Annotated in this window: 29 protein-coding genes and 1 tRNA gene; 17 read left to right on the top strand and 13 right to left on the bottom strand. The window is 71.4% G+C overall.

Annotated elements, in window-relative coordinates:
* The first annotated feature begins 18 nt into the window (after nt 1–18).
* The 4 genes from QM779_RS03655 to QM779_RS03670 are packed head-to-tail and all read left to right on the top strand — an operon-like array spanning nt 19 to nt 4,938.
* The gene (locus QM779_RS03655; protein ID WP_428531757.1) at nt 19–1,068 is read left to right on the top strand and encodes a YlbL family protein; all 1,050 of its coding nucleotides are present in this window, start codon (nt 19–21) and stop codon (nt 1,066–1,068) included.
* Nucleotides 1,059–1,565 (top strand): PPA1309 family protein, encoded by a 507-nt coding sequence (locus QM779_RS03660; RefSeq protein ID WP_428531760.1) that lies wholly within the window; start codon nt 1,059–1,061, stop codon nt 1,563–1,565. The genes QM779_RS03655 and QM779_RS03660 overlap by 10 nt, the downstream gene beginning before the upstream one ends.
* A 45-nt stretch (nt 1,566–1,610) precedes the next feature.
* Complete coding sequence (locus QM779_RS03665) at nt 1,611–4,454, top strand: UPF0182 family protein (RefSeq protein WP_428531763.1); 2,844 nt, start codon at nt 1,611–1,613, stop codon at nt 4,452–4,454.
* Between the two features lies 1 nt (nt 4,455).
* Nucleotides 4,456–4,938 (top strand): GNAT family N-acetyltransferase, encoded by a 483-nt coding sequence (locus tag QM779_RS03670; protein WP_428531766.1) that lies wholly within the window; start codon nt 4,456–4,458, stop codon nt 4,936–4,938.
* A gap of 21 nt (nt 4,939–4,959) precedes the next feature.
* Here QM779_RS03670 and QM779_RS03675 read toward each other — a convergent pair whose 3' ends face one another.
* The 4 genes from QM779_RS03675 to QM779_RS03690 all read right to left on the bottom strand — a co-directional run bounded on the left by QM779_RS03675 (nt 4,960) and on the right by QM779_RS03690 (nt 9,429).
* Nucleotides 4,960–6,297 (bottom strand): M16 family metallopeptidase, encoded by a 1,338-nt coding sequence (locus QM779_RS03675; RefSeq protein ID WP_428531769.1) that lies wholly within the window; start codon nt 6,295–6,297, stop codon nt 4,960–4,962.
* Entirely contained in the window at nt 6,284–7,573 is a 1,290-nt protein-coding gene (locus QM779_RS03680) for a M16 family metallopeptidase (RefSeq protein WP_428531772.1), read from the bottom strand. The genes QM779_RS03675 and QM779_RS03680 overlap by 14 nt, the downstream gene beginning before the upstream one ends.
* Nucleotides 7,574–7,706: 133 nt before the next feature.
* Nucleotides 7,707–8,798, bottom strand: a complete 1,092-nt coding sequence (locus QM779_RS03685) for a ScyD/ScyE family protein (protein ID WP_428531775.1) — start codon at nt 8,796–8,798, stop codon at nt 7,707–7,709.
* 151 nt (nt 8,799–8,949) lie between these two features.
* Nucleotides 8,950–9,429 (bottom strand): ribose-5-phosphate isomerase, encoded by a 480-nt coding sequence (locus QM779_RS03690; RefSeq protein WP_428531778.1) that lies wholly within the window; start codon nt 9,427–9,429, stop codon nt 8,950–8,952.
* A 72-nt stretch (nt 9,430–9,501) separates the two neighbouring features.
* On the opposite strand from QM779_RS03690, the gene QM779_RS03695 reads away from it, so the two are divergent.
* On the top strand, nt 9,502–9,969 hold the full coding sequence (locus QM779_RS03695; protein WP_428531781.1) for a heme-degrading domain-containing protein: 468 nt from the start codon (nt 9,502–9,504) through the stop codon (nt 9,967–9,969).
* A gap of 176 nt (nt 9,970–10,145) precedes the next feature.
* Here QM779_RS03695 and QM779_RS03700 read toward each other — a convergent pair whose 3' ends face one another.
* Complete coding sequence (locus QM779_RS03700; protein WP_428531784.1) at nt 10,146–10,478, bottom strand: TfoX/Sxy family protein; 333 nt, start codon at nt 10,476–10,478, stop codon at nt 10,146–10,148.
* Between the two features lie 19 nt (nt 10,479–10,497).
* On the bottom strand, nt 10,498–11,703 hold the full coding sequence (locus QM779_RS03705; protein WP_428531787.1) for a cysteine desulfurase-like protein: 1,206 nt from the start codon (nt 11,701–11,703) through the stop codon (nt 10,498–10,500).
* 80 nt (nt 11,704–11,783) lie between these two features.
* Here QM779_RS03705 and QM779_RS03710 point away from each other — a divergent pair, with 80 nt between their 5' ends.
* The gene (locus QM779_RS03710; RefSeq protein ID WP_428531790.1) at nt 11,784–12,353 is read left to right on the top strand and encodes a hypothetical protein; all 570 of its coding nucleotides are present in this window, start codon (nt 11,784–11,786) and stop codon (nt 12,351–12,353) included.
* Nucleotides 12,354–12,388: 35 nt separating this feature from the next.
* Here QM779_RS03710 and QM779_RS03715 read toward each other — a convergent pair whose 3' ends face one another.
* Together QM779_RS03715 and QM779_RS03720 are read right to left on the bottom strand one after the other, a co-directional pair.
* Nucleotides 12,389–12,853, bottom strand: a complete 465-nt coding sequence (locus QM779_RS03715) for a GNAT family N-acetyltransferase (protein WP_428531793.1) — start codon at nt 12,851–12,853, stop codon at nt 12,389–12,391.
* A 118-nt stretch (nt 12,854–12,971) separates the two neighbouring features.
* Nucleotides 12,972–13,045 (bottom strand) — tRNA-Met (locus QM779_RS03720).
* 170 nt (nt 13,046–13,215) lie between these two features.
* Between QM779_RS03720 and QM779_RS03725 the strand changes: the two genes are divergently transcribed.
* From QM779_RS03725 to QM779_RS03755, 7 genes are all read left to right on the top strand, one after another.
* Nucleotides 13,216–14,769, top strand: a complete 1,554-nt coding sequence (locus QM779_RS03725; protein WP_428531796.1) for an ABC transporter substrate-binding protein — start codon at nt 13,216–13,218, stop codon at nt 14,767–14,769.
* Nucleotides 14,770–14,779: 10 nt separating this feature from the next.
* Nucleotides 14,780–15,757, top strand: coding sequence for an ABC transporter permease (locus QM779_RS03730; protein WP_428531799.1), 978 nt, complete (start codon nt 14,780–14,782; stop codon nt 15,755–15,757).
* Complete coding sequence (locus QM779_RS03735) at nt 15,754–16,566, top strand: ABC transporter permease (protein WP_428531802.1); 813 nt, start codon at nt 15,754–15,756, stop codon at nt 16,564–16,566. The genes QM779_RS03730 and QM779_RS03735 overlap by 4 nt, the downstream gene beginning before the upstream one ends.
* The gene (locus QM779_RS03740) at nt 16,563–17,405 is read left to right on the top strand and encodes an ABC transporter ATP-binding protein (RefSeq protein ID WP_428531805.1); all 843 of its coding nucleotides are present in this window, start codon (nt 16,563–16,565) and stop codon (nt 17,403–17,405) included. The genes QM779_RS03735 and QM779_RS03740 overlap by 4 nt, the downstream gene beginning before the upstream one ends.
* Nucleotides 17,398–18,192, top strand: coding sequence for an ABC transporter ATP-binding protein (locus QM779_RS03745; RefSeq protein WP_428531808.1), 795 nt, complete (start codon nt 17,398–17,400; stop codon nt 18,190–18,192). Before QM779_RS03740 ends, QM779_RS03745 begins: the two co-directional genes overlap by 8 nt.
* A gap of 65 nt (nt 18,193–18,257) precedes the next feature.
* Nucleotides 18,258–18,665 (top strand): hypothetical protein, encoded by a 408-nt coding sequence (locus tag QM779_RS03750; RefSeq protein WP_428531811.1) that lies wholly within the window; start codon nt 18,258–18,260, stop codon nt 18,663–18,665.
* Nucleotides 18,626–19,159 carry a hypothetical protein gene (locus QM779_RS03755; RefSeq protein ID WP_428531814.1) on the top strand — a complete coding sequence of 178 codons (534 nt, stop codon included), beginning with the start codon at nt 18,626–18,628 and terminating at the stop codon, nt 19,157–19,159. Before QM779_RS03750 ends, QM779_RS03755 begins: the two co-directional genes overlap by 40 nt.
* 110 nt (nt 19,160–19,269) lie before the next feature.
* Here QM779_RS03755 and QM779_RS03760 read toward each other — a convergent pair whose 3' ends face one another.
* Genes QM779_RS03760 through QM779_RS03775 form a run of 4 tightly spaced genes read right to left on the bottom strand, consistent with a single transcriptional unit; the run spans nt 19,270 to nt 22,991 of the window.
* On the bottom strand, nt 19,270–20,064 hold the full coding sequence (locus QM779_RS03760) for an inositol monophosphatase family protein (protein ID WP_428531817.1): 795 nt from the start codon (nt 20,062–20,064) through the stop codon (nt 19,270–19,272).
* A 55-nt stretch (nt 20,065–20,119) separates the two neighbouring features.
* Complete coding sequence (gene rsgA, locus QM779_RS03765) at nt 20,120–21,124, bottom strand: ribosome small subunit-dependent GTPase A (protein ID WP_428531820.1); 1,005 nt, start codon at nt 21,122–21,124, stop codon at nt 20,120–20,122.
* The gene (gene aroA / locus QM779_RS03770; RefSeq protein WP_428531823.1) at nt 21,121–22,356 is read right to left on the bottom strand and encodes a 3-phosphoshikimate 1-carboxyvinyltransferase; all 1,236 of its coding nucleotides are present in this window, start codon (nt 22,354–22,356) and stop codon (nt 21,121–21,123) included. The genes rsgA and aroA overlap by 4 nt, the downstream gene beginning before the upstream one ends.
* 44 nt (nt 22,357–22,400) lie before the next feature.
* Entirely contained in the window at nt 22,401–22,991 is a 591-nt protein-coding gene (locus tag QM779_RS03775; protein WP_428531826.1) for a DoxX family protein, read from the bottom strand.
* A 73-nt stretch (nt 22,992–23,064) separates the two neighbouring features.
* Here QM779_RS03775 and QM779_RS03780 point away from each other — a divergent pair, with 73 nt between their 5' ends.
* From QM779_RS03780 to rsrA, 3 genes are all read left to right on the top strand, one after another.
* A complete protein-coding gene (locus tag QM779_RS03780) occupies nt 23,065–23,754 on the top strand; it encodes an SOS response-associated peptidase (protein WP_428531829.1) in 690 nt (229 codons plus the stop codon).
* A gap of 112 nt (nt 23,755–23,866) precedes the next feature.
* Complete coding sequence (locus tag QM779_RS03785; RefSeq protein ID WP_428531832.1) at nt 23,867–24,490, top strand: sigma-70 family RNA polymerase sigma factor; 624 nt, start codon at nt 23,867–23,869, stop codon at nt 24,488–24,490.
* On the top strand, nt 24,480–24,746 hold the full coding sequence (rsrA, locus tag QM779_RS03790; protein ID WP_428531835.1) for a mycothiol system anti-sigma-R factor: 267 nt from the start codon (nt 24,480–24,482) through the stop codon (nt 24,744–24,746). The genes QM779_RS03785 and rsrA overlap by 11 nt, the downstream gene beginning before the upstream one ends.
* Nucleotides 24,747–24,813: 67 nt before the next feature.
* On the opposite strand, the gene QM779_RS03795 is transcribed toward rsrA, so the two are convergent.
* Entirely contained in the window at nt 24,814–24,888 is a 75-nt protein-coding gene (locus QM779_RS03795; protein WP_377108721.1) for a 50S ribosomal protein bL37, read from the bottom strand.
* Nucleotides 24,889–24,992: 104 nt separating this feature from the next.
* Here QM779_RS03795 and QM779_RS03800 point away from each other — a divergent pair, with 104 nt between their 5' ends.
* Nucleotides 24,993–26,444: a sensor histidine kinase gene (locus QM779_RS03800; protein ID WP_428531838.1), complete on the top strand. Its 1,452-nt coding sequence runs from the start codon at nt 24,993–24,995 to the stop codon at nt 26,442–26,444.
* Nucleotides 26,445–26,462 lie beyond the last annotated feature (18 nt).

Below are 26,462 nucleotides of genomic sequence, written 5' to 3' on the forward strand. Positions count from 1 at the left end.
CCGGAACGGGAAGGTGACGTGACGAAGCAGACCTGGACGGCCACGGTGTCGGCCGTGCTGTTCGTCGTCCTCGCCGCGGTGATCGCCCTCGTCCCGGTCCCGTACGTGCTGTGGTCGCCGGGCGGGACGAGCAACCTCCTGGAGGACGGCGTCGCCGCCGACCCGATCACGATCACCGGCACCAAGACGTTCCCGACCACCGGCAAGTTGCTGATGACGACCGTCGCCGTGACGTCGCCGGAGAGCACGCTCAGCCTCCCCGAGGTGCTGTTCTCCTACTGGCTGCCGTCGCGGCAGGTGCTGCCCCGCTCGGCCGTGTACCGCGAGGGCCAGGACCCGACCGACATCACCCAGGACGAGACGCAGCTGATGACCGATTCCCAGTCGGACGCCGTGGTCGCGGCGCTCCGGGAGGCCGGCATCCCCGTGATCAGCTGGCCGATGGTGCAGTCGGTGACCAGCTCGGGGCCGGCCAACGACATCCTCAAGCCGGGCGACCTGATCCAGGCCGTGGACGGCCGCACGACCACCTCCGTGCAGGACGTCGAGGCCGCGGTCGCAGCGCACCACGTCGGCGAGGCCGTCCTGTTCACGGTGATGCGCGACGGGCAGGTGCAGCGGGAGTCGGTCACCACCCGAGCGACCACGGCGAACCCGGACAAGCCGGTCGTGGGCATCTCGCTGACCACCGGCTACACCTACAAGCCGAGCGTGAAGTTCGCCATCGACCCCGCCGTGGGCGGGTCGAGCGCAGGGCTCATGTTCGCCCTCGCGATCAGCGACAAGCTGTCCGACGACGACCTCACCGCGGGCCGGGTGATCGCGGGCACCGGCACGATGGCCGCCGACGGCACGGTGGGCCCGATCGGCGGAGCGCAGGAGAAGGTCGCCGCGGCGGCGCGCGACGGGGCGACGATCTTCGTGTTGCCCCGCGACAACTGCGTGGACGTCGGCCAGGCGCCCTCCGGGATCCGGCTCGTCCCCGTCGACAGCCTGGACGAGGCCATCAGCGCGCTGCGCACGCTGCAGGAGTCCCCGGACACGGTCTCGATCGCGGGGTGCTCGTGAACGACGCCCTCGTCGCCGCACTGGTCGAGGTGGAGCGCCACGTCGGCCGGCTCGGCTGGGGCCAGCCCGCGCGGCTGTTCGCCCTCGTCCGCACGGCCGACCTCCTGGCCGCCGAACCCAGCCTCGCCGCGCACCTGTCCGGTGCGATGCCGGACGGGTACAGCTCGATCGAGCAGGAGGACTTCCGGCCCGGCACCGACCTGGCCGAGGCCCTCGCGCGGATCACCTGGCCGCCGACGGTCGCCGGCTGCGTCCTCGCCCTCGAACGGGCATTCCTCCCCGCGGACGCGGAGGAGCAGCTCCCCTCCGACCCCGACGAGGCCGCGAGGGTCGTGGCCGCCCACCCGCGCAGGCTCGACCTGAGGGTGGTCGTGGGCGTGACGAGGGACGAGGACCGGCACGGCGTCGCGAGGGTGCGCGGCGAGGACGGCGACCTGCTGTCCGGTGCTGACCTCGTGCCCGCGCTGGCGTCCGCGCTGGCGCATACATTGGAGTGACCCGATGCCGCTGATCCGCCACGCGGCTCGACGAGGAGTGGACACGTGAACGTCTCATCGCGGGTGGCTCGCCGAGGCCCCCTGTTGCCGACCATCCTGGTTCTCGCGGTGCTGGTCACCGCGTACGTGGTGTTCGCGGAACTGTGGACGACCAAGCTGTGGTTCGACTCGGTGTCGTTCCCACAGGTCTTCAGCACCCAGCTGGCCGCCCAGGTGATCCTGTTCGTGTCGTTCTTCCTGGCGATGGCACTGATCGTCGGCGGCAACATGTGGATCGCCTTCCGGCTACGCCCGTTGTCGCGGCGCACCGGCCAGAGCGCGATCCTCGACCGCTACCGCGACCTGCTGGAGGCGAACATCTGGCTGGCGATCCTCGTGCCGGCGGTGTTCCTCGGGCTCGTCTCCGGGGCGTCGGCCGTCGGCCAGTCGCAGGCGTACCTCGCCTGGTGGAACCGCGTCCCGTTCGGCACCATCGACCCGTACTTCCACCTCGACGTGGGCTTCTACGTCTTCGAGTACCCGATCTGGCAGGACCTCCTCTCCTTCCTCATGGGCGCGGTGTTCCTCGCCCTCGTCGCGTCCGCGGCCGTCCACTTCGCCGTCGGCGGGATCGCGTCCGGACGGGGCCGGGGTGGCGGCAACAACGGCGCCCGGATCCACCTCTCCGTCCTCGCCGGCCTGCTGCTGATCGGGTACGGCCTGCAGAACCTGCTCGACCGCTACGGCTTCCTGCTCCAGCAGGGGACGTTGTTCACCGGCCTGCAGTACACCGACGACCACTCCCGGCTGACGGCGAAGGTCGTGATGGCGGTGATCGCGTTCGTGTGCGCGGCGGTCTTCTTCGCGAACGGCTTCCTGAAGCGGTGGACGGTGCCGCTGACGGCCCTGGTGCTGATGCTGGTCTCCGGGCTGATCCTGGGGCTGGTGTACCCGCTGGTGGTGCAGAGCTTCCAGGTCAAGCCGAACGAGCCGGTGCTGGAGAGCCCGTACATCGCCAACCACATCTCCGCCACGCGGCAGGCCTACGACATCGACGACGTCGAGATCGAGCCGTACACGGCGGAGACCACAGTCAGCTCCGGCCAGTTGAAGGAGGACGCCGAGACGCTGCCGGGCATCCGCCTGATCGATCCGGCGGTGGTCGCGCCGACGTTCGAGAACCAGCAGCAGCTGCGGGGCTGGTACTCCTTCCCGTCCACCCTCGACGTGGACCGGTACGTGATCGACGGCACCGAGACCGACGCCGTGGTGGCGGCGCGCGAGATCAACTACGCCAACCTGCCCGACCAGGCCTGGAACAACCTGCACACGGTCTACACCCACGGCTACGGACTGGTGGCGGCCTACGGCAACCAGCGCAGCTCGTCGGGCGACCCGGTGTGGATCGAGAAGAACATCCCGCCGGAGGGCGTCCTGCCCGAGTACGAGGGACGGATCTACTTCGGCGAGAACACCTCGACCTTCGCGATCGTGGGCCGCGAGGAGGGCGAGGCGCCGATCGAGTTCGACACCCCGGACGGCGCGAACAACACCTACGCGGGCACCGGCGGCGTCCCGATGGGCGACTGGTTCACCCGGCTGCTGTACGCCACCCACTTCCTCGACCTGAACATCCTGCTGTCGGACCGGGTCAACGCGCAGTCCCGGATCCTCTACGACCGGACACCCAAGGAGCGGGTGCAGGAGGTGGCGCCGTGGCTGACGCTGGACTCCAACATCTACCCGGCCGTGGTCGACCACCGGCTGGTGTGGATCGTCGACGGCTACACCACGACGAGGAACTACCCGAACAGCGAGGCGGTGAGCATGCGCCAGGCGATCACCGACGCGCAGACCACACCCGACCCGGGTTCCGACCAGTCGATCAACTACATCCGCAACTCGGTCAAGGCGGTGGTGGACGCCAGCGACGGCACCGTGAGCCTGTACGCGTGGGAGGCGGACGACCCGATCCTGCAGACCTACGAGAAGGCGTTCCCCGGCGTGCTGAAGCCGAAGTCGCAGATCAGCCCCGACCTGATGGCCCACCTGCGCTACCCGGAGGACCTGTTCAAGGTGCAGCGCCAGCTGCTCACCCGCTACCACATGACCGACACCAACGCCTGGTACCAGCAATCGGACCTGTGGCAGGTGCCGACCGATCCCGTCGCGACGATGCCCGGGCAGAGCGACACGAGCAAGTCGACGGCGGCCGAGCCGCCGTACTACCTGTCGATCAAGTGGCCGGACGACAGCTCGGCGGTGTTCAGCCAGACGGCGGTCTTCGTGCCGTACGGCCGGCAGAACCTCGCCGCCTACCTCTCGGTGGTTGCCGAGGCGTCCAGCGGCGCCTACGGGAAGCTGCGGGTGCTGCGGATGTCGGACACCCAGCAGATCGCCGGCCCGAGCCAGACGGCGAACGCGATGACGACGGACCCACAGTTCGCCACCCTGATGCGTTCCTACCTCAACCAGGGGTCGGCGACGGCGAAGTACGGCAACCTGCTCACCCTTCCCGTGGGCGGCGGCCTGCTGTACGTGATGCCGATCTACACGATGCGGGAAGCGGGCAGCGGCTCGTACCCCGCGCTCGCCTACGTGGCCGTGCGGTTCGGTGAGCACGTCGGGATCGCCACGACCCTGCAGGAGGCGCTCGACCAGGTGTTCGCGGGCAACGCCGGCGCCAGCACGGGCGAGGATCCGGACGAGACCCCGCCGACGACCGGGCCTTCCACCGGGGGGACGTCCAATGACGAGGAGGCGGCGGTCGTCGCGATGCAGAACGCGGAGAAGGCGTTCACCGCCGCCGACGAGGCGCTCCGCAACGGTGACCTCGCCGAGTACCAGAAGCAGGTCGAGGTCGCGAAGGCCCAGCTCGCCGACGCCCTCGCGAAGCTGGGCGTCAAGTAGCGTGGCGCCCTCCACGCCCGCCATCCGCAGCGACGACCTGTCGGGGGAGGCCACCCGGCGGCTGATCAGCGCGCACCTGGACGGCATGCATGCGCTGTCCCCGGCGGAGAGTTGCCACGCGCTCGACGTCGACGGACTGCGCGACCCCTCCGTGACCTTCTGGTCGGCGTGGGTGGACGGGGAACTCGCCGGGATCGGTGCACTCAAGCAGCTCGACGCGCAGCGCGGGGAGGTCAAGTCGATGCGGGTCGACGACCGCTTCCGCGGCAGCGGGGTGGGCCGGGCGATCCTTCGACACCTCGTCGGGGAGGCGACGCGCCGCGGCCTGACCAGCCTGTGGCTGGAAACGGGCACCAGCCCGGACTTCGCCCCCGCGCAGGGTCTGTATGCCAGCGAGGGGTTCGTCCACTGCGGGCCGTTCGACGGCTACGTCCTCGACCCCCACTCGGTGTTCATGACCAGGCAGCTCGGCCCGGAGGCCTGAGGAGCATCACCCGGCGCCGGCTCAGCTCTGGAGGAGCACCGGCCAGCCGTCGGCGAGCAGCTGGTCGTGCAGGGACGCGGCGTCGCCCACCACGACGAGGGTGAGGGCGTCGGGCTGGAGCAGTTCGAGCATCGACTGCGTCGCGGACTCGGGGGTGACCAGCGACAGGGCCTGGAAGTTTGCGTTGACGAACTCCACGTTGACGCCATCGCGCACCAGCGCGGAGATCCGGTCGGTGATGCCCTGCGCGGTCGAGTAGCGCAGCGGGGCGACGCCGGTGGTGAACGTGACCGCGTCGTGGACCTCAGCCGGGGTGATCGGCGCGTCGGTGAGGTCGAGCAGCTCCCTGGCCAACGCCAGCGCATCCACGACGACCTCGGTGCGGAACGACCCCTGCATGGTCAACAGCCCGCCGTCACGCATCGGTGAGTTCACCAGGTGCGCGCCGTAGGTGTAGCCCTTCTCCTCCCGCAGCACCCGGTTCAGCCGGCTCAGGAACGCCCCGCCGAGCGCATGGGTGGCGACCTGGACGTCGGCCCAGCGGGGGTCGCCCCGGTCCATGCCGAACCCGCCGAGCCGGACGTCGGCCTGGACGGCGCCCGGACGGTCGATCAGCCAGCACTGGGGCGTGCGCGGCTCCGGGACCTCGTGGCTGAAGTAGCCCTCCGCGGGGCTCGTCCAGGAGCTGAAGGCGGCCGCCGCCTGCCCGAATTCCTGGCCGGACAGGTCGCCGGAGATGATCAGCGTCGCGCCGTCGGGACGGTAGTGGCGCTCGTGGAACGACAGGACGTCGCCGTGGGTGATCGCCGACACGGTCTCGGTGCTACCCCCGACCATGCGCGAACAGCGGTACCGCCGCGGGATCGTGGCCGCGCGGAAGCCCAGCGCGGCCCGGTGGGCGGAGTTGGCGAGGGTCTGCTCGATCTCGGCCAGACGCAGTCGGCGGTGGCGTTCGACGTCGTCGGCCTGCAGTTCGGGCTCCCGGACGGCCTCGGCCAGGAGCTCCAGCGCCGGGCCGAGGGTGCGCGCCGGCACCTCGACCGACAGCTCGCTCCCTGAGAAGCCCGCCGAGCCGCCGAGCACCGCACCGATGTCCTCCAGCGCTTCGGCGAAGCTCGGGCCGGGGTGGGTGGCTGTGCCCTCGTCCAGGCAGCGCTGGGTGAGGGTGGCCACGCCCTCCACGTCGACCGGTTCGGTGTTCAGCGGGGCGTCGAGCACCAGCGAGACGGCGGCGACGTGCTGGCCCTCGCGGTGGCACGCCATCAGCTGCATGCCGTTGTCGAGCCACAGCCGGGTGGGGTCGGGGAAGCGCCAGCGCGGCGGTGCCTTGACCTCCGGTCGCTGGTCACTTCTCCGCATCACTGGCCTCCTGCCGGTAGTCGAGCTGTGCCCGCTGGCCGGGCTCGAGGAATGCGCTGGCCGCGTCCACGACCTGGTCGATGCTGATCGCGTCGACCTCCGCCAGCCGCTGGTTCACGCGTTCGGGATCGCCGTGCAGGGTGGCGTAGGCGCCGAGGAGGTCGGCGCGGGAGTCGAACCGGGCGAGCTCGGTGAGCCACTCCCGCGCGTACTGGGCCTTCGCCCTGGCCAGCTCCGCCGCGGTCGGCCCTTCCTCGGCCAGCCGGGCCACTTCTGCCAGCGCGGCCTCGGCGGCCTCCGTCCCGTCCGCGCCGGGGAGGGCACGCACCTGGGCCACGCCGAACGACGTGCCCCCGATGAGGGGCATGGCGGACGCGCCGACGCCGGCGGCCACCTGCTGGTTGCGGACGAGTTCCTGGTGCAGGCGGGAGGTCTGGCCGCCGCCGAGCACGGAGAGGGCGAGCTCGCAGGCGTCGAAACCCCACGTGTCGCGCTGGGGCAGGCGCCAGGCGAAGTACGACGCCGCCGCGGGGACGCGTCCGCGCACCTCGCGCCGGACCACTTCCGACAGCGGCGGCAGCGGGACGGTGGCGGGACGTACGCGCGGGTTCCACGAGGGGATCCGGCCGAAGGCCTTCTCGACGCGCTTGAAGGCGTCCTTCGGGGTGATGTCGCCGACGATCGTGAGGACAGCGTTGTCGGGACGGTAGTGGTTGCGGAAGAAGTTCGCGGCCCGCTCGACCGTCGCCGCGTCGATGTCGGCCATCGAGCCGATCGTCGTGTGGCCGTAGGGGTGGTCGGGGCCGAACACCAGTTCCACGAGGGCCGGCATCGCGTCCCCGTAGGGCACGTTGTCGTAGCGCTGCCGCTTCTCCTCCTTGACGACCTCGCGCTGGGTCTCGACGCTCGCGTCGGTGAGGTGGTCGGGCAGGGTGGCGAGGCGGTCGGCCTCCATCCACAGGGCCAGGTCGAGGGCGCCGACCGGCAGCGTCTCGAAGTAGTTGGTCCTGTCGAACCAGGTCGTGGCATTCACCGACCCGCCGAGGGCCTGGAGGGAATTCAGGTGCTCGCCGGTCGCGACATGCTCGGAGCCGGAGAACATGAGGTGCTCGAAAAGGTGCGCCCACCCGTACTCGCCGGGCCGCTCGTCGCGTGAGCCGACGTCGTACCAGATGTTCAGCGCGGCCAGCGGAACGCTGTGGTCGGGACTGACCACGACGCGCAGCCCGTTGCCGAGCGTGCGCTGGTGGATCGGGTAGTTCAGTTCGTCCGGCACGGGATCATCTCACCACATTCCGCGGTCTTGTCCCGACCGGGCAACCCGGCGGGAGGTCGCCGCACTTCCCGCCGGGCTGGTCCTGCGGAGGCCCGAGCCGGCGCAGGTGGTGCGCACGGATCGGGGTCCGCCCCTAGTGGCGCCAGCCGCGTCCGCCGGTCTGGACGCGGACGACGGACGGCGGGCCATAGATGCCGGTGGCGACGTACAGGTCGCCGCGGGGACCCGCCTCGACGGCCAGTGCGCCGGGCAGCTCGAGGAAGCTCGAGACCCGTCCGTGCCTGATCAGGGACACCTTGCCGGCGAACAGCTCGGTGACGTAGAGCCCGCCGCGGGAGAACGCCAGGTTGGTCGCTCCGAGCAGGCCTGACGCGATCGCGACGGCGCGGCCGCTGTAGGGGTTGACCCGGAAAACCTTGCCGCGGGCGCCCAGCGAGGCGTCCTCGGGCCCGCCGGGCAGCGTGGTCACGTACAGGAACCCGTCCGGACCCACCTCGACGTCCGTCGGGACGGACTCGAAGGCGTACGTGACGCCGACCGCGCAGGCATCGAGACCGAACGCGTCGGCGGCGGCCTGGGTGATCGCGGTGGGGTGTGCGGGCAGGACGGCCAGGGTGGAGACCTTGCCGCTCCGGCTCACCCTGAGCAGGGCGTTGGCGCCGGCGTCCGCCACGACCCAGCCGCCGTGGTAGGCGGCCACGGAGTAGGCGTGGGAGTCGATCGCGCCGGTGTAGCTGACCGGGAAGCCAGCGTTGGTGAGAGTGTTGGTGACGCAGGAGTCGGGGTTCGTCACGCCGTACTGGATCGCACCGTCGGGATTGTTCGCCTGCTCGTAGGCGAGCGTGTCGACCTGGATGGTGCCCTTCGGACCCGTGATCACGAGACCGCTCGCGGTGATGGTGGTCTCACCCTCGACCACCGAGGTCGTGTAGGCCATCGACTTCCCGTTCCTCGAGGTGGCGATGCCGGACGCACCGGGCACGTCGCCCACGACCGTCGACACCGAGCCGTCGGCCTCCACCGCGCCGATCTGGCCGGCGCCGTCGGCGACGAGGATGCGTCCGTGCCGGACATCGAGGTTGAACGGGGCGCCGATCGCCGTGGTCAGGACGGTCGTGGCAGGGCTCGTCTTGCGGGTCGTGTGGGCGTCGGCCGGCGCGGTGGCCACCAGGGTGGACGCCACGGCGACGGCCGCGACTGCGATCGAGATGCGAACTGCGCGCATGAGTGCCTCCGCAGCGGGAACGGGCGTGAGCCGGCGAGGGAATGCCCCTCGTCGGGATTCATCATCGACACGTCCGCCAGTGCGCGGTATGGGCAAAGGTGCGGCACAGCAGAGGCACAGGGCGAGGCGGGACGGCAGCGTCCTGTCCGGATCAGGTGAGCGGAGGCAATTCCCCAGTGCGCTCGTAGTCGGCCATCATCGTGATCCGGCGGAGGTGCCGCGGCGCGCCGCTGAAGGGCGTTGTGAGGAAGACCTCGACGAAGTGGGTCATCTCCTCGACGGTGTGCAGGCGTCCACCGATGGCCACGACGTTGGCGTCGTTGTGCTCCCTGGCCAGGCGGGCGGTCTCCTCCGACCAGGCCAGCGCCGCGCGGGCACCGGCGACCTTGTTGGCCGCGATCTGCTCGCCGTTGCCCGACCCGCCGATCACGATGCCGAGCGCCTCCACGCCGGACGTCCGGTCGGCGATGACGGCCTCGGCGGCGCGCAGGCAGAAGGTGGGGTAGTCGTCCTCGGGGTCGTAGGCGCTTGGTCCGTGGTCGACCGGCTCGTGGCCGTGGTCGGCGAGCCAGCCCATCAGGTGGTCCCGCAGTTCCAGGCCGGCGTGGTCGCAACCGAGGTGAACGCGCATGCCGCCAGTCTCCCACCGGCCACCCCGCGGGGGTACGGTCGGACCGTCGGGACGAGCAGGAGGGACGGGGACGTGGGCGAACTGGCGGAGCGGCTCAGGGACGAGGAGGTCGAGCTGCGGTTCGACGACTTCACCCTCGAGGACGCCTGGCTGCTCGGGACGCAGATGCGGCAGGCGGCCGCCGAGGAGGAGCTGCCGGTCGTGATCGGTATCGTCCTGGGGCCGCAGCGGGTGTTCCACGCCGCGCTGCCCGGCTCGAGCGCGGACAACGACGAGTGGCTCGCCCGCAAGACCAGGGTGGCCCTGCGCTACGGCCAGGCCTCACTGGCGGTGGGGGAGACCTTCCGCGAGCGAGGCAAGGACTTCGACGTGGACGCCCGTCTCGACCCGCGCGAGTACGCCGCCCACGGCGGCGTGGTGCCCCTGCGCCTGCAGGGTGGAACCGTCGTCGGCGCCGTCGGTGTCTCGGGCCTCCCGCAACTCGACGACCACGCCTTCGTCGTCCGCCAACTGCGCCAGTACCTCGCCGCGTCCGCGTGACCCTGTCATCCCGGGCGTGCCCCGGGATTTCGGTGTTGGTGCCGGCTGGTCGTGGGTGAGATCCCGGCTTTCGCCGGGATGACAGTGGTGGGTGTCGTGCCGGGCGTGAGCCGGGATGACGGTGATGGGTGTGTCATCCCGGGCTTGACCCGGGATCTCGACGTCGGGGCCGCGGGTTACTTCGGGGGGAGGGTCGCGACCCAGGCCTGCGCCCTCCCGAGCCACACCAGGAGCTCGGAGTCGTCGTCGACAGCTTCGGGGGCGACGAGCACCCAGCCGGCCAAGTCCCTGCCGTGCATCCGGAACGGGCGCACAGCGTCCCCGTCCACCAGCCCGGACGCCAGTGAGGGGTCGATCCGGAGCATCAGGCCGCCCCGGCTGCTGGCGGCCGCGGCGAGGTGACCGTCCACCATGAAGCCGAGCCCGCCGAACATGCGCTGCTCGGTGACGCCGTCGGTGAACGACAGCGCGGCGCGGATTCGTCCGGCGAGCTCTTCGTCGAAGGCCATGCCTGAGGCTATCGCGGGCTCAGGACAGGAACTCGGCGAGCCCGGCCAGTACGCGGTCGACGTCGTCGTCGGTGCTGTACGGGGCGAGACCGAGGCGCAGTCCGCCGTCGTCGTCGAGGCCGAGCCGCCGGAATGGCTCGTAGGCGTAGAACGACCCCGCGGGCGCGAGGACGCCCCGCGTGGCCAGGAAGCGGTACGCGTCGGCCGTCCGCCGACCCGGCAGGCTGAGCAGCAGCGTCGGCGTCCGCTCCTCGGCCCGCGAGTGGACCACCACGGCGTGCCCGAACTCGCGCAGGCCGTCCTCGATGCGTCCGCGCAGCCGCAACTCGTGCGCCTCGGTCGCCGCCCAGGTCGCGCGCAGGCGCTCCCGCCGCGTGAGGTCGGCGTCCCCGGCGATACCGGCGAGGAAGTCCACCGCGGCGGTGACCCCGGCCAGCTGTTCGTAGGGCAGCGTGCCGAGCTCGAACCGCTCGGGGACCACGTCGGTGGAGGGCAGGAGCTTGTCGGGGTGCAGGCGCTCCAGCAGTTCGGGGGCCGCGGCGAGGACCCCGCAGTGCGGGCCGAGGAACTTGTAGGGCGAGCACACGAAGAAGTCGGCCCCCAGCGCAGGGACGTCGGCGAACTCGTGCGCGGAGTAGTGCACGCCGTCCACCCACACCAGCGCGCCGACAGCGTGGGCGGCGTCGGCGATCCGGCGCACCGGCGGACGCGTCCCGATCAGGTTGGACGCGGCCGTGACGGCCACCAGCCGGGTACGCGGCGTGAGCGCCGCCTCGACGCTCTCCCAGACGAGCTCGCCGGTGGCCGGGTCGAAGTCGATCCAGCGGACGGTGAGCCCGGCGCGCTCGGCCGCCTGCACCCAGGGCCGGACGTTCGCGTCGTGGTCGAGCCGGCTGACGACGACCTCGTCGCCGGGGCGCCAGTCCTTGGCGAGGGCGCGGGAGAAGTCGTAGGTGAGCTGGGTGGCGCTGCGGCCGTGCACGATCCCGTCCGCAGGCACGCCGAGCAGGTCCGCGCCGGCGGACCGGAAGCCGGCGACGGCCGCGTCCGCGTTGGCCTCGGAGGCCGCCACGGTGCCGCGGTTCGACAGGGGAGCGGTGAGGGTCGCCGCGATGGCGTCACCCACCTCGCGGGGGGTCTGCGTGCCGCCGGGTCCGTCGAAGTGCGCGATGCCCGATGCCAGCGACGGGAAGTGGGTCCGCAGTTCGTCCACGTCGTAGGTCATTCGGTGCATCCCCCTGGTCGATCGGCAGCACGGACGAGCATATTCCGGCGAAGCGGCGTCCACGGGGCCATGATGTGCCCATGACCGATGTGGTCCGGCTGGCCGTCGACGTGCTGCGGGACGCGGGTGCCCGGTGCGAGCCGGGACTGAGCGACGCGGAGCTCGCCCGCGTGCAGGCGCGCTGGGGACTGGCGTTCTGCGCCGACCACGCCGAGTTCCTGCAACGGGCACTGCCGGTCGGGGACGGTTGGATCGACTGGCGCAACGACGCGGAGGCGACGGTGCGCGAGCGGTTGGCCATGCCGGTCGCCGGGCTGCTGTTCGACGTCACCCACAACGGCTTCTGGCCGGGGTCGTGGGGGACGCGTCCGGACGACGCCGCCGAGGCGGAGGAACAGGCCGCCGTCCGGCTCGCGGCCTGGCCCGTGCTCGTCCCCCTGTACGGACACCGGTACCTGCCGCCCGGTCCGTACCCGTCGCCGGCGCCGGTGCTCTCGGTGGTGCAGAGCGACGTGATCCACTACGGACGCGACCTGTTGGCCTGGGTGGAGCGGGAGTTCCTCGGCGTTCCGCTGCCCGAACAACCGCCAACCCCGGAGATCCCGTTCTGGTCGCGGCTGGCCGGCGGCAGCGAGGTGTCCGACCTCTGAGCGACTGTCGCGCGATCTGCGCGATCGGCACGGGCTCAGTTCGTGGTTCCGGACAGATCCATCACCATCGTGTCCTCCGATTCCTTCACGGGGGAGTAGCCCAGTGCCGTGTACAGCTGAACAGCGGCCTGTTGGGTGGGCGCGACCTGGAGGGCGGCGACGCGAGCACCGGCCGCCCGCGCAATGTCGTGGGCCCGGAGCATCAAGAGGCGGCCGATCCCCCTGCGGCGGTCGGGGAGCGTCACGCACAGGTTCGTGATGACCGCACCCGGCTCGCGATCCACCGGGACGATGGTGCAGCACACCATGCCAAGGATCCGCCCCTCGTCCTCGGCAAGAATGGTGGCCACCGGGAGCTGCAGGGTCGACCACACCGACCGCCACTCGCGGTCGATTCGCGCCGGCGTCCAGCTCCACGCCTCGGGTGACGCGCCTGCCGTGGCGACAACGAAGGCGCGAACGCGCTGCTCGTCCTGTGGGTCCAACTCGCGAAGCTCCACGCGGCAAGTATGGGGTGTCGTGCCCGCACTCCGGGCGGCGCCGGACGCACACAGTGAACAGCTCCCGGGCGCAAACAGAGGGCCCCTGACCTGTTATCCCAAGTCAGGGGCCTTTTCGTAGCGGGGACAGGATTTGAACCTGTGACCTCTGGGTTATGAGCCCAGCGAGCTACCGAGCTGCTCCACCCCGCGTCGACTCGACCCAGCTTAGGTGAGGTTCGCCGGATCCCCAAATCCGGGGGCCCGGCGTCGCCGCGGACGCGAGCGTCCCGGCACGAGATGCGACGTCCGGGGACGGGAGCATCGCTGGGCTAGACTTTCGGCGCTTCCTCGCGTCGCGGGGACAGACCTGTGGAGGGCAGATGACCTACGCCGCCGCGAAGTCCCGGCGTTCGCACTCTCGTTCGGCCAAGGGCGTCGCCGCACTGCTCGCGATCGCGCTGGCCCTCGTCCTCGCCGCGTGTTCGCCCACCGGCCAGTCCTCGACCGGCAGCAGTGAGCCGGAGCGGACGCTCTCGATCGGCGCCACGCTCGAGCCCGCGTCCATGGACCCGTGGCACAACACGGCGGCGTCCATCCCGCAGGTGCTGCTCTACAACGTCTACGAGACCCTGGTGAAGGTCGACGCCAACGGCGAGATCAAGCCGCTGCTCGCCCAGGCCTGGGAGGTCAGCCCCGACCGGCTCACCTACACCTTCCACCTGAACCCGGCGGCGAAGTTCGCCTCCGGTGCCCCGGTGGACGCCGCTGCGGTCGTGGCCAACATCGAGCGGCTGAAGGGCGACACCCAGCTGACCGCCACGCTGAAGGCGCAGCTCGCCGTGGTGGCGGGCGCGACGGCCACCGACGACCACCAGGTGCAGGTCACCCTCACGCACCCGTCGATCATGTGGCTCTACGACATGTCCTCCACGCTGGGCATGATGCTCGACCCGAGCTACACCGGCGACCTCAGCACCACCAGCGCCGGCTCCGGCCCGTACGCCGTGCAGAGCCACGTGCAGGGCGACAGCGTCGTCCTGGCCGCGAACAGCAACTACTGGGGCAACCCGGCCCGCTTCGACGAGGTGACGTTCCGCTACTTCACCGATCCGAACGCCGAGAACGCGGCGATGCTGAGCGGGGACCTCGACATCATCTCCAACCTCCAGGCCCCGGACGCGCTGTCGCAGTTCGCCGACACCAGCCAGTACACGACGATCTCCGGCACCACGAACGGCGAGGTCGTGCTGGGCCTCAACCACGACACCAAGGCGCTGGCCAAGCTTCAGGTCCGGCAGGCGCTGACGATGGCGATCAACCGCCAGGACCTCATCGACACCGCCTGGGCGGGCCAGGGCACCCTGATCGGTTCCATGACCGTGCCCACCGACCCCTGGTACGAGGACCTGTCCGGGCTCTACCCGTACGACCCGACGAAGGCGAAGGCACTGCTGAAGGAGGCCGGCTACGACGAGGGTGAGCTCTCGCTGCGCCTGCGCGTCCCCTCTGTGCCGTACGCGGTGAAGTCCGCCCAGTTCGTCCAGAGCGCGCTGCGCGACATCGGCGTGAAGGTGACCGTCGAGGAACTCGACTTCAGCCGCTGGCTGGACGAGGTCTTCACCAAGGGCGACTACGACATGACGATCGTCGCCCACGTCGAGGCCCGCGACCTCGGCAAGTTCGCCGATCCGACGTACTACTGGCACTACGGCGACGAGAAGTTCGCCTCGCTGTACAACGCGGCCATCGAGGCGCCGAGCGAGGACCAGGCGGTCTCCGAGATGAAGACCGCCGCCCGCTACCTCGCCGAGCAGTGCGCGGCCATCTGGTTGTTCGCCCTGCCGAACCTGGTGATCACGAAGGCCACGATCAGCGGGATCCCGCAGAACGCCATCACGCTCAGCTTCGACCTGACCACGATCACCAGCCGGTAGGCGGCCCGCCGTGACTCTCGCGGCGCGGGTCGCCCAACGGCTCGGGGTCTTCGTCGTCAGCCTGTTCGGCGCGTCGATCCTGATCTTCCTCGTCACCAACGCCCTGCCCGGCGACGTGGCCCAGGTGCTGCTGGGTACGGACGCGACGCCGGAGGCGCTGGCCCAGCTCCGCGCCCAGCTCGGTCTGGACCGTCCCCTGGTCGTCCAGTACCTCAGCTGGATCGGCGGGATCCTCACCGGCGACTTCGGGCACTCCCACCTCACCGGCCAGTCCGTGCTCGCGCTGCTCGCGCCCCGCGTCGCCGTGACGATGTGGCTGGTCCTGTTCGGTCTGATCGGTTCCCTGCTGATCGCGCTCCCCGCCGGCATGGTCGCCGCCCTCAAGCGCCGGTCGTGGCCGGGGTTCACGATCAGTGCCGCCGCCCAGCTCGGGATGGCGATCCCCGTGTTCTGGGGCGGCATCCTGCTGGTCCTGGTGTTCTCGGTCTGGCTGCGCTGGTTGCCGGCCAACGGTTACGTCGCGCTGCTGAAGAATCCCGCGCAGTGGGCGTCCCACCTGGTGCTCCCCGTGATCACGCTGGCAGTCGTGCAGGCCGCCGTGCTGATCCGCTACGTCCGCTCCGCCTTCCTCGAGGTGCTGGAGGAGGACTACTACCGCACCGCGCGGGCGATCGGGTGGACGCCGATGCGCGCGCTCCTGCGCCACGGCCTGCGCAACGCCGCGATCTCACTGGTCACCGTGATCGGGTTGCAGCTGTCGTCGGTGCTGGTCGGCGCCATCGTCGTCGAGTCGGTGTTCACCCTGCCGGGGCTCGGCTCGCTGCTGCTCACCTCGGTCGACCGGCGCGACCTGGTCGTGGTGCAGGGCACCGTCATGTTCCTCGTCCTCGCCGTGCTGGCGATCAGCGCGATCGTCGACTTCTCCTACCTGCTGATCGACCCCCGGCAGGGCAGGAAGGGGTCGACGCTCGAGGGGTCGACCCCGTGAAGCGCGCGCAGCTGGTGATCGGCATCGTCCTGGTCGCCCTCGTCGTCGTGACCGCGGTGGTCTCCCTGTTCTGGACGCCGTTCGACCCGATCCAGGTCGTCGCCGGCCAGCGCCTCCAGGGTCCCGGCTGGCCGCACGTCCTCGGCACGGACGGCTTCGGCATCGACATCGCCAGCCGCCTGATGGTGGGGGCCCGGACGGTGCTCGCCGTCGGGATCATCTCGGTCGGGCTGTCGGCGGTGGTCGGGGTTCCGCTGGGCATGCTGGCCGGGCAGGCCGGCGGCTGGGTGGACGAGGTCGTGATGCGCGTCGGGGACGTCGTGTACGCGTTCCCCGCGCTGCTGCTCGCCATCCTGCTGGCCGCTGTCTTCGGCGCATCGACCGTCACGGCCATGGTCGCGATCGGCGTGGCGACGATCCCCGCGTTCGCCCGCGTGGCCAGGGCGGCCACCCTCCAGGTGATGGCCGCCGATTTCGTCCTCGCCGCCCGCGCGTCCGGTACGTCGCGGTGGGGGATCGCCCGGCGCCACGTCCTGCCCAACATCGCGCCCCTGGTCGGCGTGCAGGCGTCGGTGGGCTTTGCGATGGCGATCCTCGCCGAAGCGGCGCTGTCCTACCTCGGTCTCGCGACGCCGCGTCCCACGCCCACGTGGGGAAACATGCTGCGCGACGCCCAGCAGTTCCTCTTCGTCGCGCCCCTGCAGGCGCTGTGGCCGGGCCTGGCGATCGCCCTCGCCGTGCTCGGCTTCAACCTGCTGGGTGACGGCCTGCGCGACTACCTCGACCCCCGCCTGCGGGAGGTGTCATGAATCAGCCTCTGTTGGAGGTGCGCGACCTCCAGGTCAGCTTCGGCCGGCGCCGCGCGGAGGCCGTCCGTGGTGTGAGTTTCACGCTCGAGCCGGGCGAGCGCCTCGGGGTGATCGGGGAGTCCGGGTCGGGCAAGACCGTCACCGCCCTGTCGGTGATGGGGTTGCTCCCCGAGAACGCCCACGTCCGCGGGTCGGTGGTGCTGGACGGGACGCAGATGGTCGGCCTCGACGAGCGCGGGCTGTCCCGGCTGCGCGGTGACGCGGTGTCCATGGTGTTCCAGGAGCCGATGACCGCACTCGACCCCACCATGCGGGTGGGACGCCAGGTCGCCGAGGTGCTGCGGCTGCACCAGGGGGCGGAGGCCGGACCGGCCCGCGACCGGGTGGTGGCCATGCTCGACGAGGTGGGCCTCGCCGACCCGGAGAGGGTGGCGGACGCCTTCCCGCACGAGCTGTCCGGCGGCCAGCGGCAGCGCGCCATCCTGGCGATGGCCCTGATCAACTCGCCCGGCCTGGTGATCTGTGACGAGCCCACCACCGCGCTGGATGTGACCGTCCAGGCGCTCGTCCTGGCCAAGCTGGACGAGGTCCTGGATGCCAGCGGTGCTGCGTGCCTGTTCATCAGCCACGACCTCGCGGTCGTCTCGCAGGTGTGCGACCACGTCCTGGTGATGCTCGATGGGCGGATCGTCGAGTCGGGCAGCGTGGCGAGGCTGTTCACCGCGCCCGAGCACCCTTACACGCGCGGCCTGGTGGCCACCGCCCAGCTCGACAGGGTGGCGCCGGGGACGCGGCTGCCCACGGTCGAGGACTTCTACGCGGAGGCCGGCCATGACTGAGCCGGATGAGCTGTACCGGACCGAGGCGCTCACCCGGGTCTACCGCACGGGCCGCAGCGAGGTGCGGGCGCTGGACGCCGTCGACCTGACCCTCCAGCGCGGCCACAGGCTCGGGATCGTGGGGGAGTCCGGGTCCGGCAAGTCCACCCTGGTCCGGTTGCTCGCAGGGCTCGACAGGGCGACCTCGGGAAGGGTGTGGTTCGAGGGCACCGACATCACCGCGCTGCCCGAGCGGAGCCTGGGCATGGTGCGGGCGTCGGTGCAGATGGTGTTCCAGGACCCGCGGTCGTCGCTCAACCCGCGCATGAAGGTCGGCGACATCATCACCGAGCCGCTGCGCTCACGCCTGGTCCGCCGGCAGCTGCCCGCCGGTGTCGACCACGCAGCGCGGCTCGCCGAGCTGCTGGAGGCGGTAGACCTGCCCGCGGACGCCGGCGCGCACTACCCGCACGAGTTCTCCGGCGGGCAGCGGCAGCGGATCGCGATCGCGAGGGCGCTCGCGCCGAAGCCCGAAGTCCTGATCGCGGACGAGCCGGTGTCGGCCCTGGACGTGTCCGTCCGGGCGCAGGTGCTGAACCTGCTCACCGAGCTGGTGGCTGCGCAGGGCCTCACCCTCGTCGTGGTGAGCCACGACCTGATGGTGGTCCGGCACCTGTGCGACCAGCTGGTGGTGATGCGCCATGGACGGATCGTCGAGCGCGGGGCGACCCAGGAGGTCTACGACGACCCGCAGACCGACTACACGAGGGCCCTCCTCGCCGCCGTGCCCCGGATCCGGACCGGTTGAGCACCCCGAGGGGTCGCCCGGACGAGGACTGACCAGAACGGGGCCCGTACAGGTAGGTATGGGGGGTGTCCCACGTCCCGGCTGCCCTCTACCTCGACTTCGACAACGTCTTCACCGAACTGCGCAAGCACGACCCGACGGCGGCGTTGGGGTTCGCCGAGCAGCCCGACGTATGGCTGGAACGGCTCTCGGTCCTGCCCGAGGGGCGTCGACGGCGCTGGCTCGTGCTGCGCTGCTACCTGAACCCCGCCGGGTGGCCGCAGACCGTCGACGGCGCGCCCCAGACCTTCGGCCGCTATCGCAGAGCGTTCGTGCGGGCCGGGTTCGAGGTGATCGACTGCCCGCGCCTGGCCGGCACCAAGAACGCCGCGGACATCCGGATGGCACTGGACGTGCTGGACTCGTTGCAGGCGAGTCCCTCTCCCGGGAGTACGTGCTCGGCTCGGCCGACTCCGACTTCACCCCGCTGCTGATCCGGCTGCGGGCCGCGGGGAGGGACACCACGCTGGTCAGCTCGCGGGACGTCGCCCCTGCGCTGGCCGCGGTCACCGACCGGGTGCTCGGCCCGGCGGACCTGGTCGAGTTGATCGGGAGTGACCCGCCGCCCCCACGGCCCGCTGCTTTCGGGGAGTTCGCACGGTTGGTCCGCCACCGCTGCAGCACCGCCAGCACTCCGATTCCCCTGGCGGCGCTGGCTGCTGAGGCACACCAGACGCTCGGCCCTGAGGTGCACACCAGCAAGTGGTACGGCCATGGCAGCTTCGCCAGGGCGCTGACCGCGGTCGGGTTGCCGCAGAGCCGGATCGAGAACGGCTACCTCAGCAGCGCGCGCTGGACGGACGCCGGAGCCGAGGGCCGGGTGGACGCGGTGGGAACCATGCCGCGGCGGGCGTTGCCGCAGAGCGCCGGGAGTTGCGCCCGAGCAGATGCTGGCAGCTCGGAATGCGGTGCATCGGCAGGGTCGTGAAGTGTGCGGGCTGTGCCCCCATCGAACCCATCGGGGCGGTGGGGCCGGAGCACGGGGCCTGCGCCACAGTCGGTCGAACCGGTCCCGAGGAGCGGGCGCCCGCGGGTCGATCAGGCCTCGACGGCGAGCCGGGCCACGACGTCGTCGTGCAGGATGCCGTTGGTGGCGATGGCGCCCGGGCCGTGCGGGCCGTCGCGTCCGTCGAGGTTGGTGAACCGGCCGCCGGCCTCGGTGACGATGACGGTGAGCGCCGCCATGTCGTGCAGCGCGAGTTCGGGCTCGGCCGCGAGGTCGACCGCACCCTCGGCGACCATCATGTAGCTCCAGAAGTCGCCGAACGCCCTGGTCCGCCAGCACTCCCGCCCCAGCTCGCCGAACTGGCGGCCGCGCCCGGCCTGCACCCAGCCGTCGAGGGAGGAGTAGGAGAGGAAGGCGTCCTCGAGGTCGCCGACCGCGGACACCCGGATCGGCGCGCCCTTCAGCAGCGTCCTGCCGGTGAACGCGCCGCCACCGGTGTGCGCCCACCAGCGTCGCGACAGCGCGGGCGCGGAGACCACTCCCGCGACGACCTCATCGCCGACCATGAGCCCGATCAGCGTCGCCCAGACCGGCACGCCGCGGACGTAGTTCGCGGTGCCGTCGATCGGGTCGATCACCCAGCGCCGCGGCCCCCACCCGGAGTCCGCACGCTCCTCGCCGTGCACGGCGTCGCGCGGACGCGTGCGGGAGAGCATGGAGCGGATCGCGTCCTCGACGGCTGTGTCGGCGTCGCTGACCGGCGTCAGGTCCGGCTTGGAGTCCACGCGCAGGTCGGACGCCTTGAAGCGTGCCATCGTGAGGGCGTCGGCCTGGTCGGCGAGCACGTGGGCCAGTCGGAGGTCGTCGAGCAGGGCTTGGTCGGGCATGGCTTTCACCCTATCCGCGCCGAGTCGTGGCGAGGTGCGGGGCCACGCCGGAGGGTCAGTGGAACGCCTTCTCCATCCTGCGGAAGGACTCCAGGCGCTCCGGGGCGAGCCGTCCGTCCGCGACCGCCACGTCCAGCGCGCACTCGGGGGAGGCGGAGTCGTGGTGGCAGCCACGCGGGCAGTCCTCGGCGATCTCGGCGAGGTCACCGAAGGCGGCGAGGATCGAGTCCGCGGTGACGTGGCTGAGCCCGAACGAGCGGACGCCGGGGGTGTCGATCACCCAGCCGTCGCCATCGGGCAGTTGGAGCGCGACGGCGGACGTGGAGGTGTGCCGGCCGCGTCCGGTCACCTCGTTGACCTCGCCCACCTGGCGGTCGACGCCGGGAATCAGCGCATTCACCAGCGTCGACTTGCCGACGCCGGAGTGCCCGACCAGCACGCTGCGATGGCCGGACAGCGCCTCCCGCAGGGGCGTGAGGTCGCTGCCCGGCTCGACGGCGACCACCCGGAGCCCGAGCGGCTCGTAGGTCGCCATCAGCCCGTCGGGATCGGCCAGGTCCGCCTTCGTGAGCACCAGCAGGGGCTCGAGCCCCGCGTCGTAGGCCGCGACCAGGATCCGGTCGATCATGCCCACCCGCGGCGGGGGGTCGGCGAGCGCGGCCACGATCACCAACTGGTCGGCGTTGGCCACGATCGGGCGCTCGAAAGGATCGTCGTCGTCCGCAGTACGCCGTAGTACGGTTTCGCGCTCCTCGACCTCGACGATGCGGGCCAGCGTGCCCTCGTCGCCGCTCGTATCGCCGACGAGGCGGACCCGGTCGCCCACGATCACGCCCTTGCGGCCCAGCGTGCGCGCCTTGATCGCGGTCACGATCGATCCGACCCCGTCCGCGGACGGAACGAGGCACCGGTAGCGGCCGCGGTCGACGGTCACCACGGTGGCGACGATCGCGTCGTCGTAGCTCGGCCGGTCCTTGGTGCGCGGGCGCGACCGTCGGCTCGGCCGGTCGTAACCGGCGTGCGGGTCGTCGGTGATCGCGTCCCTGGACTGCCTGCTCACGCGGCGTCCCCCGCGAGCAGGCCCGCCCACAGGCCGGGGAAGTCCGGCAGCGTCTTGGTCGTGCACGCCACGTCGTCCAGCGCCACGCCGGGGGTGACGAGGCCGACCAGGGCGGCGGCGTGGGCGAGGCGATGGTCGGCGTGGGTGGTGAAGGTGCCGCCATGGCGCGGTCCCGGCACGATCTCCAGTCCGTCGTCCAGCTCGGTGACCTGCACGCCCAGCCCCGAGAGCCCGGACGCGAGCGCCGCGAGCCGGTCGGTCTCGTGGCCACGGATGTGGGCGACCCCGCGCAGCCGGCTCGGGCCGTCGGCAACGGCGGCGAGGGCTGCGGCGGCCGGGGTGAGTTCACTGACGTCGTGCAGGTTCAGGTCCGCCCCGTGCACGCCGTCCGGTGCAGAGACCGTGACCGCGCGTCCGGAGGAGTCCCCGTCGTAGGCGATCCTCGCGCCGAAGGCGGCCAGGACGTCCAGCAGCTCGTCCGCGGCCTGCACCGAGACCTGGGGCCAGGCAGTGGTGAGCTCGCCGCCGGTCACCAGCGCGGCGGCGAGCAGGGTGGCCGCGTTCGTGAGGTCTGGTTCGACCGCCTCGTCCAGCGGGGCGATCGGACCGGGCAGGACGCGCCAGGTGAGCGCACTGGGCTGCTCGACGACCACGCCCCGCCGCCGCAGCAGCGTGCAGGTCATCTCGATGTGCGGCGCCGACGGCAGCGACGCGCCGACGTGGGTCACGGTGACACCGTCGGGGAACCGGGCGCCGGCGAGCAGCAGCGCGGAGACGAACTGGCTGGTGGCGCTGGCGTCCACGCTGACGGCCCCGCCCCGGAAGGACGTGCCGCCGCCGAGGGAGAACGGGAGCGACCGCGGCTCGCTGACGGCCGCGCCGAGGGCGGCCAGCGCGTCCAGCAGCCCGGCGATCGGGCGGGCGGCGGCGGCCGCGTCCCCGACGAAACGAGTGGGTTCCGCGGCGAGGGCCGCGACGGGCGGGAGGAAGCGCAGCACCGTCCCTGCCAGGCCCACGTCGACCGTGCCGCCGCCCAGCACGCCCCCGACCGGTGTCACTTCCACCCTGCCGTCAGCGAGGTGGGAGAAGCCCGCCCCGAGGGTGGCCAGCCCCGCCTGCATCAGCGCGGTGTCACGGGAGTCCAGCACGCCGGCGAGGACGGAAGCGCCGCTGGCCAGAGCAGCGAGCAGGAGGCTGCGGGCGCTGGCCGACTTCGAGCCCGGAACGACCACGTGGCCACGGACGGGTGCCGCCGCGACGGGAGCCGGCCAGGGGATCAAGAAAGGACGTCCGCCACGGTCTTGCGGACCTTGCGGGCCGAACGGCGGGCGAGCTTCTCCGCCTCGACGGCGGTCGCCTGGGCGCCGCGCTCGAGTTCGGCCTTGCGCTTGGCGGCCTCCTTCGCCACGAGTTCCTTCTGGGTGCGCACCTTCCAGGCCAGGTTCGGCCGGCCCTCGGTGTCCTGCGCGGCGAGGAGCGCCCCGCCGAGCAGGGCGACGTTCTTGGTCAGCTGGGCCTGCGCCACCGACCGCGCGGCTCCCTTCGCCTTGAGCGGGTTGGACGCGAGCACGTGCGGCACCATCGTGAGCGCCAGCACGCCGGCGCCGAGCCGACGGCCCAGGCCGGTGGCGAGGCTGAGCCCTCCGGCCACCTGCAGGACGCCGCTCCAGCGGACGAAGCCCGCGGTGTCCTCGGGGAGGTAGCCGCGCGCAGCCTCCGGTACCGCGGACGTCACCAGGGGCAGGACGGTGTCGGCGACCGGCTGGGCGGACTCGACCAGTTCCTCGGGATGGCGGATCGCCTTCACCCCGTTGATCACGAAGTAGCTGGCCAACATGGAGCGGGCGACGAACCGCAGAAGACTCATGCCCCTATTCCTACCCCGAACCCCCTCGGCTGCCAAGCGCGTCCCGGGGGTGGCGCGGCGTAGGGTCGGGGCCATGTGCGGACGCTATGCCCTGTCGATGGCAGGGGAGGATCTCGAGGAGTACTTCGAGATCGACGAGGTCGCGGGTCCGCTGCCCGGTCCCGACTACAACATCGCGCCCACGGACCTGATCGTCGCCGTGATGGAGCGGCGCCGTCCGGAGGGGACGCGGCGGCTGCTGGCCCCGGTGCGGTGGGGCCTCGTCCCGTCCTGGTCGAAGGACGCCTCCGGCGCCGCGCGGCTGATCAACGCCCGCGTCGAGACGGTGGCGGAGAAGCCGGCGTTCCGCAGGGCGTTCGCGTCCCGACGCTGCCTGCTGCCGGCGGACGGCTACTACGAGTGGTACGCGGTCACCGACGCTTCCGGGAGGCCGGCCAAGCAGCCCTACTTCATCCGTCCGGCCGCGGGTGGGCTGTTCGTGATGGCGGGGCTCTACGAGTTCTGGAAGGCCCCGGACGGCGCCTGGCTGACGACGGCGACCGTGATCACGACCTCGGCGACCGACGACGTCGGCCACCTGCACGACCGGATGCCGATGGCCGTCGTCCGCGAGAACTGGGACGCCTGGCTCGACCCGGACTTCGACGCCGACCCGCTCGGGCTGCTCAGCGTCGCCGCGCCGGACCTGACCTACCACGCGGTCTCGACAGCGGTGAACAAGGTGGCGAACGACGGCCCGGGCCTGGTCGAGCCGGTGGAATAAGCGATCGGCCCATCGTCGTTGAACCGACGTGATCGCAACCCTCGAGCCCCGGGCGCCGGCCGGACGCGCCGCCACGGTGGCCCGTGACGCGCACCCGCTAGGCTCGTTCGTGATGAACCTCCCGACTGCCCCCGACGAGGCCGGCCCCGACGTGACCCCCGAGACGGACGAGGAGCGCACCGAGCGCTTCGAGTCCGAGGCGCTGCCGTACCTCGACCAGCTCTACGGTGCCGCGCTGCGGATGACCCGCAACCCCACCGACGCCGAGGACCTGGTGCAGGAGACGTTCGCCAAGGCGTACGCGTCCTTCCACCAGTTCACGCCCGGCACCAACCTGAAGGCGTGGCTGTACCGGATCCTCACCAACACCTTCATCAACAACTACCGCAAGAAGCAGCGCCAGCCGCAGACCTCCGGTGGCGAGGTGGAGGACTGGCAGCTCGCCCGTGCCGAGGCGCACACCTCGACCGGCCTGCGCTCCGCCGAGATGGAGGCGCTGGACCGGATGCCCCACTCGGCGGTGACGGACGCGATGAACGCGCTGGCGCCGGACTTCCGGCTGGCCGTCTATCTGGCCGACGTGGAGGGGTTCTCCTACAAGGAGATCGCCGAGATCATGGGCACCCCGATCGGGACCGTGATGTCCCGGCTCAACCGGGGGCGCAACCAGCTGCGTGCACTCCTCGGTGACTTCGCCCGCGAGCACGGACTGATCGGTGCCGACCATGACGCCTGATTTCGAGGACTGCACGGCGGTCCTGAAGCACCTGTACGAGTTCCACGACAAAGAGCTCACCGAGTCCGAGGCCGACGCGATCCGCCAGCACCTGCTGGCGTGCGAGCCGTGCCTGGACCACTACCAGGTCGAGGACGCGCTGCGGCACCTGATCCGCACCTGCTGCCGCGAGGAGAAGGCCCCCGAGTCGCTCCGCCTTCGCGTCCGCGCCACCTGGTCCACCACCACGGTGGTCGTCACCGAGACCACCGACTGAGACCGACAACGACACAGGGCCCCCGCCGGATGGCGGGGGCCCTGTGTGCGTTCTACGGCGGCGATCCTCAGGCGTTCGGGCGCTTGCCGTGGTTGGCAGCGCTCTTCCTGCGGGAACGGCGCTTACGGCCACCCTTACCCATCGTGGTCTCCTCGTTCGTCTCGTCGGCGCGCCGGACAGCGCGCGAGGGCCCATTCTGCCAGCCGCTGGAAGAGCGGTCCAACCGGAGTCAGTAGGGTGAAGCGCATGCAGACGATGGAGCAGGTGATCAGGCAGCACTGCGTCCTCGATGACGAGGACCTGCAGTGGCTCACCCAGCTCGTGGACGAATGGTCCCTCCTTGCCGACCTCGCCTTCGCCGACTTGATCCTGTGGGTTCCCGACGTCGACGACAACGTGTTCTGGGCGTGCGCGCAGGTGCGTCCCACCACCGGCCCGACCTCGCTGGAGGACGACGTGGTGGGCGAGGAGATCGCCTACGACCCCGAGCACCTCGTCACCGAGGCCTACCTCGGGCAGGAGATCTCCCAGACCAGCGGCAACAAGCTGCACGCGGGGATCCCGGTGGACGTCCAGGCGATCCCGATCCTGTCCGGCGACCGGGTCCTGGCCGTCGTGGAGATGCACACCAACCAGATGGGTGTCCGGGCTCCGGGCGCGCTCGAGGACGCCTACCTGGAGGCCGCCCAGGTCATCGCGGGAATGGTGCACCGGCACCAGTTCCCGCTCGGCGGGGACCGCAGGGTGCCGTGGGTCTCACCGCGCGTGGGCGACGGCATGATGCGGGTGAGCAGGGAGGGCGTGATCGTCTACGCGAGCCCCAACGCGCTGAGCGCGTACCGCCGGCTCGGCCTCACCATGGACCTCTACGGCGAGGACTTCGTCGCCATCACCCGGTCGCTCTCCCAGGAGCGGATGCCGGTCGAGCGACCGCTCGCCGCGAGCCTCGCCGGACGTGGCTCGTCCGAGCTGGACCTGGAGACCGGCACGGCCAACGTCCGCCTCCGCGTGCTCCCGCTGGCCGCGGCGGACGGTCCCGACGGCCTGCTGGTGATGTGCCGCGACACGACCGAGCTCCGTTCGCGCGAGCGCCAGCTCGTCACCAAGGACGCGACGATCCGCGAGATCCACCACCGGGTGAAGAACAACCTCCAGACCGTGGCGGCGCTGCTGCGGCTGCAGGCGCGCCGGATCTCGTCGGTGGAGGCCAAGGGGGCGCTGAACGACGCCATGAAGCGGGTCGCGGCGATCGCGGTCGTCCACGAGATCCTCAGCCAGGCGTTCGACGCAGCGGTGAAGTTCGACGACGTCGCCGACCGCCTGCTGAAGATGGTCGGCGACGTCGCCGCGACCGGAGGCAAGGTCCGGATGGTCCGGGAGGGGTCCTTCGGCTACGTGCCGGCCGACGTCGCGACGAGCCTTTCCCTGGTGCTCACCGAGCTGTGTCAGAACGCCGTCGAGCACGGGCTGCGCGAGCAGTCGGGCGAGGTGCTGGTGCGCCCGCTGCAGGAGGACGGAGAGCTGGTGGTCGACGTGGTCAACCACGGCGAGCCGCTGCCCGAGGGTTTCCGGATCACGAGCTCGACGAGCCTGGGCCTGTCGATCGTGAGCACGCTGGTGGCCGATCTCGGCGGAACGTTCCGGCTGGCGACAGAGGGCGACGCGACGACAGCGACCGTCCGGGTGCCGCTGATCTGACGGCGCCTCGGAACCATG

The organism is Propionicimonas sp., assembly GCF_049840635.1.
Lineage (GTDB): Bacteria > Actinomycetota > Actinomycetes > Propionibacteriales > Propionibacteriaceae > Propionicimonas.

Excerpts from the sequence above, each read along its gene's own strand:
- QM779_RS03675 (WP_428531769.1), bottom strand. The coding sequence starts at position 6,297 with ATGCGGAGAAGTGACCAGCGACCGGAGGTCAAGGCACCGCCGCGCTGG.
- QM779_RS03685 (WP_428531775.1), bottom strand. The coding sequence starts at position 8,798 with ATGCGCGCAGTTCGCATCTCGATCGCAGTCGCGGCCGTCGCCGTGGCG.
- QM779_RS03690 (WP_428531778.1), bottom strand. The coding sequence starts at position 9,429 with ATGCGCGTTCACCTCGGTTGCGACCACGCCGGCCTGGAACTGCGGGAC.
- QM779_RS03700 (WP_428531784.1), bottom strand. The coding sequence starts at position 10,478 with ATGGCCTTCGACGAAGAGCTCGCCGGACGAATCCGCGCCGCGCTGTCG.
- QM779_RS03705 (WP_428531787.1), bottom strand. The coding sequence starts at position 11,703 with ATGACCTACGACGTGGACGAACTGCGGACCCACTTCCCGTCGCTGGCA.
- QM779_RS03710 (WP_428531790.1), top strand. The coding sequence starts at position 11,784 with ATGACCGATGTGGTCCGGCTGGCCGTCGACGTGCTGCGGGACGCGGGT.
- QM779_RS03725 (WP_428531796.1), top strand. The coding sequence starts at position 13,216 with ATGACCTACGCCGCCGCGAAGTCCCGGCGTTCGCACTCTCGTTCGGCC.
- QM779_RS03740 (WP_428531805.1), top strand. The coding sequence starts at position 16,563 with ATGAATCAGCCTCTGTTGGAGGTGCGCGACCTCCAGGTCAGCTTCGGC.
- QM779_RS03745 (WP_428531808.1), top strand. The coding sequence starts at position 17,398 with ATGACTGAGCCGGATGAGCTGTACCGGACCGAGGCGCTCACCCGGGTC.
- QM779_RS03760 (WP_428531817.1), bottom strand. The coding sequence starts at position 20,064 with ATGCCCGACCAAGCCCTGCTCGACGACCTCCGACTGGCCCACGTGCTC.
- QM779_RS03775 (WP_428531826.1), bottom strand. The coding sequence starts at position 22,991 with ATGAGTCTTCTGCGGTTCGTCGCCCGCTCCATGTTGGCCAGCTACTTC.
- QM779_RS03780 (WP_428531829.1), top strand. The coding sequence starts at position 23,065 with ATGTGCGGACGCTATGCCCTGTCGATGGCAGGGGAGGATCTCGAGGAG.
- QM779_RS03785 (WP_428531832.1), top strand. The coding sequence starts at position 23,867 with ATGAACCTCCCGACTGCCCCCGACGAGGCCGGCCCCGACGTGACCCCC.
- rsrA (WP_428531835.1), top strand. The coding sequence starts at position 24,480 with ATGACGCCTGATTTCGAGGACTGCACGGCGGTCCTGAAGCACCTGTAC.
- QM779_RS03800 (WP_428531838.1), top strand. The coding sequence starts at position 24,993 with ATGCAGACGATGGAGCAGGTGATCAGGCAGCACTGCGTCCTCGATGAC.